We start from the raw sequence: 12,482 nt of genomic DNA on the forward strand, positions 1-12,482 counted from the left end.
CTATTTTTAAAATCCAACATTGATACCAAACGTAAATGTTCTTGCAGATGGAACTGAGTTTCGATCTACCCCTGGCGCTAAACTACCACTGTTACCAGCTGCCGTAGAGTTTCCGTTAACAGAAACCTCGGGATCTGGTCCTGGATAATCAGAAATAATCCAAAGATTACTTGATTGTGCATAAACCCTTACATTAGAAATCCCGTATTTATTCAAAAGTGATTTTGGCAAAGTATAACCTATTGCCAGATTACGAACTTTTAAGAAGTTACCAGAAAATACATTCTGCGACTGTGCAAAGGCCGAACCATTTGATACATTATCCCCATAAACAACCCTAGGAATATCGGTAATCTGACCAGGCGTAGTCCACCTGTTCATCATACCTGCTTCATTGTTCCAGAAACGTTGATCGCGAAGCCCTGCTAAAGAGCCATAATAAACCTTGTTACCTCCGGAGAACGTTAAACCTAAAGTTAAATCGAAAGCTTTATAACGAAAGTTATTATCTAAGCCACCAAACCATTTTGGAATAGCCTGTCCAGTTATCGTTGCATCTAGAGCAGCATCAATTGCCGGCGCATTTGTACCTGCATTTGGCCCCTCTAAGTATTGATAACGTGCTGCTGCTGCTCTCTGGAAGCTAAATCTTAATTTTTGTCCAAATCTATTCACAAAAATTCGTTCACCAGTAGCTGGGTCCACACCTGCGGTTGGTACAGTGTAAATTGATCCAATTGGATAACCGACACGGGTAATATTAGCCGTTTCCAACTGGGTTACACCAAAAAGATCGGCATCGTTATTACCTAATGCAGTTACCTCATTTTTCAGAGTACTGAAAGTAAATGAAGTAGACCACGTAAAATTATCAGTATCAAAGTTTCTTGAATTAACAGCAAATTCAAACCCTTTGTTATACATTTTACCTACGTTTGTTGTAATTGCATTGTTTGGTATCCCTTTCGAGGGTGCCTGAGGGGCATTTTGAATTAGATTATCTATGTTATTGTGGTAATAATCAACATCTAGTGTGAAACGGCCTCCTAAAAACTCCAGGTTCACACCAATATCAGCTTTTTTACTGGTTTCCCAGGTTAAATTAGGATTTCCCGCTTGAGAAAAAGACAATGCTGCATCTGAACCGTACAACCCTGGACTATATAAAAACAATGCCGGATAATTACCAATATTGATATTACCAACTTCACCATAACTACCTCGAATTTTAAAGCGGGTTAAAATTTTACTGATCCCTGAATTTTTGTAAAAAGATTCTTCTGAAAGGGCCCATCCGGCAGAAGCACCGCCAAAGTTACCATATTTGTTTCCTGCTGATAAACCAGAGTATCCATCACGGCGGAAAGACCCTGTGATGTAATATTTCTTTTTGTAATCATAGTTAACACTACCGAAAAATGAACGGAAAGCATTATCGAATTGTATTAAATTAGCCGGTGTAATTGCCCCAAACGATCCTTGATAAACCTCAATGAACGGATCGATAACATTTTGGCGTGTTGCACCATAACCATACGACTTAGTATACTGATCTTCTGCACCGATAAAACCACCAATAGTATGATCGCCAAAAGTATTGGAATAATTTAAAGTATTCGACCAGTTCCATCGGCTATTTTTAACATAATTACTGGTTGCGCCGCCATTGTATGCAAATCCATCTCCCTGCAATCTGTTTACAAAAACATTATTATCAAGTTTTAAATTATCAATGCTATAATTGGTTTTAAATGTTAAACCCTTTAACAACTGAACAGAGACATACCCGTTTGCAATTAATCTATCGCTTTCTGAAGTATTTTTATCAAGATTTACCAAAACAGCTGCGTTAGGATAATTTGATGCAATTAGGTTTGCCCCTAAACCTATGGCTGAACCGGCAACATTATATGAGCCATCTTCATTATATGGTGAAACGTTTGGAGGAAGTACAATAGCTAATCGACCTAAACCACCAGTATTAAATGATGAACCTGGAAGAGACCCCGTATTTGGCGCCCGGTTCAACGTGTTACTATACGAGAAGTTGGTACCGATAGTCACATTTTTGAATAATTTATGATCAAGATTTACACGTCCATTTTTTCTTTCAAATGAGTTATTGATAATGAAACCTTCCTGATTACTGTATCCTAAAGAAACAAAATAAGATGTTTTATCTGTTGCCCCGGAAAAATTCAATGCATGATTTTGAGAGGTCGCGGTTCTGTAAGCATAGTCGTACCAGTTGGTTTCTACCTGGGTACCATCCGTTTTTGTTTGCAAAAAGAATGCAGGTGCTAAACCAATGTTAGTTCTTGCCTCATTCTTAATTTGTACATACTCGGCTGCATTTAACAAAGGGTTTAGATTCTGTGCTTTGGATGTACCAACCCAGCCCTCATAATTTACCTTTGTTGATCCTTGTTTACCTTTTTTAGTTGTGATTACCACAACCCCATTGGCTGCCCTCGAACCATAAATGGCTGATGATGCAGCATCTTTTAAGATATCAATCGATTCTATATCTGCAGGGTTAATGTCTCCTAAGGCATTTCCAGCGGCACTATTTGTTGATTGATCGCCCGTGAATACCGGAATACCATCTACAATAATTAGCGGATAAGAACTTAAAGAGATGGAATTTACTCCACGCACCCTAAAAACCGGAGGATTATTTAGCAATCCGTTTGGCTGAATAATATTCACACCCGCAGCCTTACCAGCTAACGCTTGTTCGAAACTCTGTACGGGTTGGTTTTTTAATTTTTCTCCGCTCACACTCGCTATTGATCCGGTAACATCCTTTTTTGACTGTGTAGTATAACCTGTTACCACTACATCAGATAGTGTTTTAGAATCGCTTTGCAGTTGTATGTTAATTACATTACTACCGCCGATGGCTTTGGTTTGACTTAAGAAACCAATATAGGAGAATTCTAGAGTGGTAGCTTTGTTTGCGACTTTAAGGGAATATCTACCATCCGCACCAGTAGTGGTTCCGCCTGATGCACCTTTAATTTTAACACTTACGCCAGGGAGCGGTAATCCATCTTCCTGAGCCGTAACTGTTCCAGTGATTGTTCGGTCTTGCGCTATTGCTGAGGTGGCAATAAATAGCAATATGAACAAACTTTGTAGAAGTTTTTTCATAAAAAAGTTTAGTTTAGTTAATAATAATACAATATAGAATTTAGTATTTTGTAATACAAATTTTACAATAAAATTTTATTTTTTATTAAATCGAGCTAAACAAATTGATTATTAGAAAAAAATGCGTAATCCTGCCATGCATACCTTACCTGCAACTAATGTGGTTCTCAAAAGCTGCATTTTTAGTTTGATATTTACCTGGAATTGGCTTATAGACATTTTGTGCCCATTATTTATTCTATGTTGATACTGCTCCGGTTGCAATAAATAGCATAGAAAGAACAATCTCTACACGAGTTTTTCATAAAAGTTAGTCTAGTTTCGGTTAATAACACAATATAGCAATTAGAAAAGCTAGATGCAAATCTCAAAAAGCAAGAAAAATTATTTTTTTTAATAAAAACTAATCAAAAAGCTTGTTTTTGACTTCCATTCACAATCTAAGCGTAATAAACTGATATGGCCGTCATTAATAAAGGGAAAAATTCATCCAAAAAGATACAATTAGATTAGAACGTTATTTAAAAGAGAGAATCACTTAAAAAAAATCTTATATCGCAAACATTTCTTTGATAATAACCTCTTCGACTATGAATTGAGGATAATATTGTAATGATGCGGCAAATGCTTACATCTAAATTTCTGGCCTTCCAATATTAACAAGAAAAAGGCCGCGATTACACGTTAAATTCACTGATATTTACTTTATAGTTGATGAATTTCACAAGAATTCCGTTAAAACCAAAAAAACTTAATTTTAGAAAAGGTCTGCAGAAATTCTCCTAATGACTGAAAGCGGGGTAATCGGTATCATGCTGCCATTCCAAATTATCAACCATTGGCCATGTTCCTTAAAACCTGTTCTGCCGTTTCATGCACAGGAATCTCATTTATAAATTCTACCCTGATCAGGATCTGCAAAAACAATCGCATCAAGGCAAAAAAGGCATTTAAGTGAACCATAGAAGTTGGAAAATCTACAATGAGCTGGCCAACTGTATCTAGATTAACCTGATCATCAACGACAGGGGAGAAATCTTGAATTTCGTCATCAGCCGGGAAAAAATGAAAGACAAAGGCCTCTGAAGAGGGAAGGTTTTCTAAAAAATATCTGGAAAACGCTTCGCGGACAAGTGCCACATATCTAATCAGTTTTCGAAATCCTGTTTATTGATGGTGTACACCTGTTGAGGGCATCCGCAACAAAATAAAAAACTACCTGATGAATAACAGTTACAGGCATTTTAATAATCGAACTCAGGTTTTTATTATGTCTCTGTTTAATTGGTCAAGTTTTTATTCCCTGCTTCCCTCAGATTCCTACTCACGGAGCACGCCCTTGCTGTAAGTTAACATCCCCTCGATCAAGGCGCTTTCAGGCCTTCTGCCCTAGAGTTTACGCCCGTTCTGGGCGAAAAAAAATAGCAACCGGAACAAACCGGTTGCTATTTATATGTTTATTTCTAATTTAGACGTTTAAGACCAAATTGATATTTCCAATATCAAACCATAGAAATTATTTATCCCACCAAACTGGTGTATAAATCACAATATTTCCTGGGAAGTTTAGATTTGAAGTTGATTCTGCACTTGAATAAAGCAACCTTAAAGGTGTTCTACCTGCGCCAATATTTGAACCAACAGAGGTAATAAGAAAATCTGGGTATCCTGTTCTTCTATATTCTGACCAAGCCTCAAAGCCTTGTGTTCCGCACATTGCATAATATTTCTGGGTAATAATAACTTTCACTAAAGCCTCAGAAGTTGTTGCTGCACTTAGTGCCGCCTGACCATCTGGTGCAGCTGCAAAATATGCGTCAGCATCATTAGCTGTCAATCCTGTGGCAACGAAACTCGCTCTTACTCCAGTTGTTAATAAATTAGAAACCGTACCACTTGCATAATTTCTAGCTACTGCTTCTGCTTGCAAAAATGCTGACTCAGATGCAGAAATCAATTTTACAGGAGCAGTTGCAGAGCCACTGTTCGCTGCGTTACCACCAGTTAAGGTAGAGGGAATAGAAACAACTTTAGCAACACCAGATGCAGCAAAGCTACCTTGTACTATAGAGTTCAAAGTGGTTTGTCCATCAACCAGATCATAAAACTTTGGTAACCTTTTATCGGAGTTTCTGGTAAACGCATTTACTGCAGTTGAACTGGCTACTAAATTCTGAACTTTACCTAAAGCTAACATTTCATTGTAAAGTGGATTTTCATTACCACCAATACTAGAGTATTTAATTGCTGCATCCTTAGCTAAAAACGTTGGATTGGTAGCATATAACGCTCTTATTCCTGCCTCAGCTTTTGCTGGATCAGCTTTTACAATTCTAAGGTATGCCCTAAGTTTTAGCGTGTTGGCAAACGCTTGCCAGCTTGGAATATCTCCTTGGAAAATAATATCTTGTGCACCTGGAGAAGTTGATGAAACCTTTAATAAAGCAACACCTTTATCGATATAATTGAAGATACTATCATACACAAGCGCTTGTGAATCATATTTTGGCGAACCATAAAGGCTAGGATTTAAAGCCTGAGATAGCGGCACATCGCCAAAAGCATCAGTGGTAAGCTGGTAAGAATAAGCTTTAAGGATGTAAGCCATGCCTTTCATGTATTCTAAGCTTGAACCTTTACTGTTAATAATCAGATTACAGTTAATTAATGCATTCCGATATAGTGTTAACCAAGGTCTGTCAAATGCAGTATTGGCCAGGTTATACTGATCAATTGTTTTATACTGTGAACTGTTTGGACTCTGTGTCCAGTATTGGCTCCACATACCTCCATAAACCTGGAAACTGTTACCAACAATCTGCCCTACTGCAGCCTCTACAGTTGGAAGCAATAAAGATGGTTCCGCAGTATCCGGGTTATTTGGATTTGCATTGATATCCAAAAATTTCTTACATCCTGATATACCCAGTATGCCAACAAGTAATATCAGCAAAAGCGTATATTTTGATTTTTGTATTTTCGTTTTCATATTGAACTACTTTAATTTGTTAAAATGTAACTTTAAGGTTGATACCATAATTACGAACCGATGGCTGCGCAGTAAAGTCAAATCCTTGAGTATTTCCAGCACCTGCTGAGTTAATTTCTGGGTCAGCAAACTGATTCTCACTAGCTGTCCACATAAATAAATTGTTTCCATAAAGACCTACGGCTATAGAACTGAATGGCAGGCGTTTAAGCTGAGCTTTGTTAAAGGCATAAGAAAGACTAGCAGAACGTAATTTTACGAAAGAGCCATCAACTATACCAAACCCCGCTGGTAAGCTACCACCATAATAATCTTGTTTAACATAACCCACAGTTGTATTTGGAACGAATGCCCCGGAAGCGTCCTGATAAACAGAATTAGGCCAGATTTCTCCAAATCTATTTCCACCGGTTTCTGCGGAAGCACCGACAAAGGCTAACGTTGATCTTGTTCTAGAATAGAATTTCCCACCTTGTTTAGTATCAAACAGGACATTCAAAGACAATTGTTTATACCTAATACTAGTACCCCATGAAGCCTGATATTTAGGATTGTAATTGCCCAGATATTCTGCTTTAGAAGTACTCAACGGCATACCTGTTGTTTTGTCAACAACAGTTCTTCCCTGATCATCTTTTAATGTAGTAACACCATAAAACTCACCGTATGGTTTACCTACCGCAGCAACGATCGACATTCCAGAGAATCCACCCACTACAAACTGATCAATCCCAGGCATTAGTGAAACTACTTTGTTGTTGTTTTTAGTAAATGATCCGTATAAACCCCACTCAAAATCAGCAGATTTTAATACAGTTCCTCTTAAGCTTAACTCCACACCTTTATTTTGAACTTCACCCGCGTTAACTACGCTAAATCCGTAACCTGTTGAGTTAGGAATCGGAATGGCCAAAATCTGATTTTTAGAATTGCTTTTGTAATAACTTGCATCTATCGTGATCCTGTTATTTAAGAAGCCTAAATCTGCACCAATTTCAAAAGCTGTGGTAATTTCAGGCTTAAGATTTACATTACCTAAGGTTGAACCTGGTGTTAAGGCGGCAACGTTACCAAAAGGAAAGACCGTGCTTCCAAAACTACCGTTTATAGTCGTTTTTCCATAAGTAGATAGCAACTGATAAGGATCGGTATCATTACCCACCTGAGCCCAGCTTGATCTTAATTTCCCATAGTTTAAAACACTTGATACAGGCGAGTCTTTAAGTAATTCGGTAAAAACGAAAGAGCCACTTACACTTGGGTAAAAGAATGAATTATTACTTTTTGGTAATGTTGAAGACCAGTCATTTCTTGCTGTAGCCTCTAAAAACAAGAAATTTTTATAAGATAAGTTCAAATCGGCATAAAGACCAATTAGTCTTCTTTTTGATAAATTATCTGCAATAATATTTATCGGACCATTACTGTTTGACAAATTGTACCACCCTGGAACTACTAAACCACCAGATGTGTTGGTAGCAGAACTAAGTGTATTTGTTCCTCTTTGTCTGATGTTATTACCCACCATTAACGATCCCTCAAAATCCTCGTTAAATTGATGTTTAGCGGTAACCATAAAATCATGAACCAATTCGGTAACATTATATTGATCTATTTGATAGGCACCAACATTGGTTCTGGTATTATTCCCTGCATATTCTGCAGTTTGATCTATGTCAACAAAGCTATATTTAGGAGATATTGTTCTTCTTCTGTCCGAATAAGTATCAATACCAACTCTTTCCTGAATATCCAACCATTTTAATGGTTTATAATTTAAATTAAAGTTACCTGTAACCCTGCTCACATCATCGTAGTTTGCAAAATTTTCTAGTACCCAGTATGGATTTTGAGTGTAAGTTCCGTAATATCCATAAGAATTAGGATGTGGAATACCTGCCGCATCGGTATAACCGTAACCATAATATTTATTATTTAAATCTCTTAATGCAGGTAAATCAATATCCCTGGCAGTTTGTAACACATTATTAAAAACAGAAGCAGCGCCTTGACCACCTCCAACTTGATTAGCATCAATTCTATTATAATTGAAAGATATTCCAGCCGTAAGTTTGTCAGCTAAATCAGCTGTTCCATTAAATCTAACGCCGTATTTATTATATTTATCTTTGTTGGTTGGAAATACTCCATCAGAACTAAGTGCATTAATGCCTAAATAGAAGGTAGTGCTTTTTCCACCACCAGAGATACTGACACTATTATCTGTTGCAAAGCCTGTATCAAAGAAATCCCGGACATTATTTGGAAGAGCAGAGTAAGGTTTTGTTAATCTAACACCGTCAATTTGTTGTCCCCATCCCTGAACAACTCCAGTAAATGGAGCACCCCAGCTTCCGTTTTCTTTAAGATCGGTTACAAACGTAGCAGATTTTCCATCTGGAGCAACAACATCGTAATAACCTTGACCATACTCATTTTGAAGATCAGGTAGTTTAACTACGTTTGAAAAAGTATTAGATGTAGTAAAAGTGATGGTTGCTTTTTCTTTTGATCCTTTTTTGGTTGTAATGATCAAAGCACCATTGGATGCCCTAGAACCATAAAGTGCAGCGGCAGCAGGGCCTTTTAGCACTGTTACAGACTCGATATCATCAGCAGCTAAATCATTACCACGGTTACCAAAATCAACACTCGACAATACTGAAGCTCCACCAATAACACTTGAGTTATCGATAGGAACCCCATCAACCACTATTAACGCCTGGTTAGATCCAGAAATAGACGACCCACCTCGTAGTACAACTCTCGCCGAACTTCCTGGAGTATTCGAAGTAGAAGTAACGTTAACACCAGCCACTTTACCCGCTAGAGAACTAATTGCACTTGGGCTTCCACCAGAAGTTAATTCAGTATTGTTTAAAGTTGGAGCAGAATAACCTAAGCTTCTTTTATCTCTTGAAATGGAGTTTGCCGTCACGACAACATCACTTAGTACCTTCGAATCGGATACCAAAACTACATTAATTGAATTTGAAGTGCCAACAGCTTTAGTCTCCGCAATGTAACCTATATAAGAGAATTCTAATGTTGTTGTACCTGTAGCAATTTTAATGGAATACTTTCCATTAGCATCTGTAATAGTACCTGCTTGGGTACCTTTTACTTTTACACTTACTCCAGGTATCGGCAGCTTGTCGTCTGAAGAAGTTACCGTACCAGTAATTGTTCTTTCTTGAGCCATTGCAGCAGATGCAACAAACAAAAGTATGAACAAACTTTGTAGAAGTTTTTTCATGAAATTTAAATTAGTTAATGATTATTTAATTAAGCTGCTAATATAATAGAGCTGAGAAACAATTTAACAAAATTTAACAAATTCGTAATATAATGACTTTGTTTTGACAATAATATTGTCTTATTAAAAAGGCTGTTTTGGGGAAATTTTCTACAGAACATCGAAAATTTTCGATTGATTAGTAATATTTTAACTCTTTATAAGCCGAATTTATCCTTTAACGATCATAAATATCATTATATGAATCTAAAAAAACTGTGCCAAAAAATCAATATTATGTAAAATATACAACTATTACCAAAAAAAAGAGACTGCCCTTTTAGCGACAGCCTCTTGATTTTTAGCAAATTGCCCATTAACGAGCTCTATAATAACACGTTATTTAAAGAAGGTCTTCCAAAAATCCAGTTTTATGATAACCCATTATTTAGTTGGGTTAAAGTTAATGATCGTCTCCAACAAACTTTGTGCGGTGGTAACCCTTAAGGTGATAAACCGTTCCTGGATCATCCGAAAATTCAACATCCAATGCGATAGCATCAGTTGTTGCTTTAGATGATGGCCCTACGGCTCCATTTGGCGTTACTTTTCCGTTGGTTACCGTAAATTTTATTCCACCATCATAGGTACCCGCATTAATAACATTCTGTCCGGTAAAGGTTTTACTATCTAAGTTTATATTCACTTTCCCAAAAACAGTTTGGGTCGAACTGCCCCAAAAATTTGTGAAATTTAACCACATCTGTGTTGATGAGTTATCGGCAGTATTATAAGTGGATATGCCATAATAATCTCCGGTTCCATCAATCTGCACCCACCATTCGCCAGACAGATCTTGTACTGCTGTACCACCAACAGGTTCGTCCTTTTTACAAGCAGATATGCTTAGTACAAAAAGGGTTAGTATATAAAAATATTTTTTCATCATTTTATAATTATTGTTTAACAAAGGTTCTAACTGCCGTACCATAACCTGGATTCTCTACTGCCCAGGAATAATTGCCAGAAACTAAATTTTTACTTTCTGTATTTGATCCCCAGGGACCGCTATCGGTATTTTGTTGTGGAATATCAATTACGCTGCCTGTGGGGTTTATTGCAATTACATTAACGGCTGTGCCAGTTGGTGCACCGCCTGGATTATTCACCAGGTAGGCGCCAGGTGCTAATTTGGTCCATTTTGAAATGGCTCCTGTAGCAGCTCTTAAATAATCCCCTGAAAAATCGTTAGCTAAAGCATCGGCTTTGGTATCGTAAACCACAACCGATCTGGTTGTTGTGGCCGAAAAACCATCGGTATTTGTAGCCGCATAGGTAATTAAATATACACCTGCATTAGCTGTATTTGGTAATCCCGTAACTTTCACTTCGATGTTGCTTGTACCTGCCGCAGCTGTTGCGCCTGCATCAGTATAGGTTGCACCTTTTGCTACTGCTACATATTTATCACCTTTCATGGTAATTATTGGGAACACCGTTATTTTAGAAATACCTACATAACCTTCCGGATAATCAAAGGACTCTTTTTTGCAAGAGCTATAAGTCATGCTTATAACCCCCAATATGATTATTGTTAAATATCTTTTCATCTTTTTATCAATTATAAACACTATTTACCCCACCAAACTTTTGTTGTAATTGGCACCTCTGCAGGCGTGTTGCTGTTTCTATCTCTTGATGATGCAGGAAATACCAAACGTTTAGGGAACAAACCAGCAGTAACACCATTTTTTGAATATACCCATTGACCTGCCAAATAATTATCGTCAGTAGAATATACAGTACTTATTCTAGGATAACCGGTACGCTCCTGCTCAAAAAAGGCTTCCAGGCTATGTGAGCCTGCAAAAGAGGCCCATTTCTGAACAACAATCTGTTCTAATTTTTGCTCAAAAGATCCTCCGTAATCTGTATAAAGCGTAGGAAAGTCATCTCTATTTAGTCCCACCTGGGCAAAAGCTGCACGAATGCCACTTTGGTACATCGCTTCGGCGCCTGCTCCGCCAAAATAACGTTCTAAAGCCTCAGCCTGCATCCAGTAAGATTCTGCAGCGGAAATAAACCAAACCGGATCTTTAGCGGTTTGTGCAAAAACGGTTGCGCCTGCATAAGTAGGTTGTTCAACTGCGGTAGCAGTGTAATCACCTTGATTCATCGGCACCGGGTTAGCGGTTCCAAAATAATAATTAACCCTTGGATCACTGTTTTCCACCAACCAGCTGGTAAAGGTTTTACTTGCCCTTAAATTGGTAGTGGTATTTAAACGACGGATATTATATTCATAAAAAGGATTACTGTTATCAGGTGTACCATCAAATGTAGCAATGCCTGCGCCGGTAGTTAAAAAGTTTGCACCATCAGTATATAGTTTAGTAATGCCGGCTTGTGCTTCTGCAGGTTTTGCATTAACCATCCTCAAATACATTTTTAACTTCAGGGTGTTTGCAAATTCAGTCCAAAGATTCATGTCACCACCAAAAAGAAAATCTGTTTTTTGCTGGTCGCTGTTTAATGGAACACTTAAATAATCTTTGGCCAGGGCTGCATTTATTTCGGCAAGCAAACCTACATAAACGGTATAACCATCGTCGAATTTTGGCTGCAGGTTATCAAGACCTTTTAGTGCTTCGGTATATGGAACTTTATCGTATAAATCTACCAATACCTGATAGGTATAAGCTTTCATTACCGTGGCCATTAAATTATAACGCCAATCACTTTTGGCTACAGCTAAATTTATAGCCAATTGATAATCGGCCAAAGCACCAGAAAACAGTTCATTATAACTACCATTCAAGTCGTTACGTGTTAGCGCATAAGCGTCAATAGTTTTGTACTGGTTTGACGCATTTGCCTGTGTATAATACTGCGACCATATACCGCCCAAAATAGTGAGTTCGCCACCAACACGTCCTGCTGTAGAAGCCACTGCCGAAGGAAATAATACTTCAGGGGTTGTGGTTTCAATTAAGGGGTTGTTTGGACTTACGTTAATATCAAGTGTTTTCTTACACCCAAAAGCAAGAAACACCACTGCTGATAACATCAGCGCTTTATATTTTATATGATTATTTTTCATTACGA

At 37.7% G+C, this 12,482-nt stretch carries 7 protein-coding genes; all 7 read right to left on the reverse strand.

The window, feature by feature from the left end; genetic code table 11:
- Positions 1-6: 6 nt before the first annotated feature.
- Positions 7-3,153 carry a TonB-dependent receptor gene (locus FFJ24_RS21090; RefSeq protein WP_138819126.1) on the reverse strand — a complete coding sequence of 1,049 codons (3,147 nt, stop codon included), beginning with the start codon at positions 3,151-3,153 and terminating at the stop codon, positions 7-9.
- Between the two features lie 831 nt (positions 3,154-3,984).
- The gene (locus FFJ24_RS26215) at positions 3,985-4,293 is read right to left on the reverse strand and encodes a hypothetical protein (protein ID WP_168202521.1); all 309 of its coding nucleotides are present in this window, start codon (positions 4,291-4,293) and stop codon (positions 3,985-3,987) included.
- Positions 4,294-4,669: 376 nt separating this feature from the next.
- On the reverse strand, positions 4,670-6,142 hold the full coding sequence (locus FFJ24_RS21100; protein ID WP_138819128.1) for a SusD/RagB family nutrient-binding outer membrane lipoprotein: 1,473 nt from the start codon (positions 6,140-6,142) through the stop codon (positions 4,670-4,672).
- Between the two features lie 19 nt (positions 6,143-6,161).
- Entirely contained in the window at positions 6,162-9,398 is a 3,237-nt protein-coding gene (locus tag FFJ24_RS21105; RefSeq protein WP_138819129.1) for a SusC/RagA family TonB-linked outer membrane protein, read from the reverse strand.
- A gap of 442 nt (positions 9,399-9,840) precedes the next feature.
- Positions 9,841-10,326: a lipid-binding protein gene (locus FFJ24_RS21110; RefSeq protein ID WP_168202522.1), complete on the reverse strand. Its 486-nt coding sequence runs from the start codon at positions 10,324-10,326 to the stop codon at positions 9,841-9,843.
- A 7-nt stretch (positions 10,327-10,333) separates the two neighbouring features.
- Entirely contained in the window at positions 10,334-10,987 is a 654-nt protein-coding gene (locus tag FFJ24_RS21115; RefSeq protein ID WP_138819131.1) for an immunoglobulin-like domain-containing protein, read from the reverse strand.
- Positions 10,988-11,007: 20 nt separating this feature from the next.
- Positions 11,008-12,477, reverse strand: coding sequence for a SusD/RagB family nutrient-binding outer membrane lipoprotein (locus tag FFJ24_RS21120; protein ID WP_138819132.1), 1,470 nt, complete (start codon positions 12,475-12,477; stop codon positions 11,008-11,010).
- Between the last annotated feature and the right edge of the window lie 5 nt (positions 12,478-12,482).

Origin of the sequence: Pedobacter sp. KBS0701 (genome assembly GCF_005938645.2) — a bacterium.
In the GTDB taxonomy this organism is placed as follows: Bacteria; Bacteroidota; Bacteroidia; order Sphingobacteriales; family Sphingobacteriaceae; genus Pedobacter.

Bases quoted from the DNA above. Each gene is read 5' to 3' on its own strand.
- FFJ24_RS21110 (WP_168202522.1), bottom strand. From the start codon at position 10,326: ATGATGAAAAAATATTTTTATATACTAACCCTTTTTGTACTAAGCATA.
- FFJ24_RS21120 (WP_138819132.1), bottom strand. From the start codon at position 12,477: ATGAAAAATAATCATATAAAATATAAAGCGCTGATGTTATCAGCAGTG.
- FFJ24_RS21100 (WP_138819128.1), bottom strand. From the start codon at position 6,142: ATGAAAACGAAAATACAAAAATCAAAATATACGCTTTTGCTGATATTA.
- FFJ24_RS21090 (WP_138819126.1), bottom strand. From the start codon at position 3,153: ATGAAAAAACTTCTACAAAGTTTGTTCATATTGCTATTTATTGCCACC.
- FFJ24_RS21115 (WP_138819131.1), bottom strand. From the start codon at position 10,987: ATGAAAAGATATTTAACAATAATCATATTGGGGGTTATAAGCATGACT.
- FFJ24_RS21105 (WP_138819129.1), bottom strand. From the start codon at position 9,398: ATGAAAAAACTTCTACAAAGTTTGTTCATACTTTTGTTTGTTGCATCT.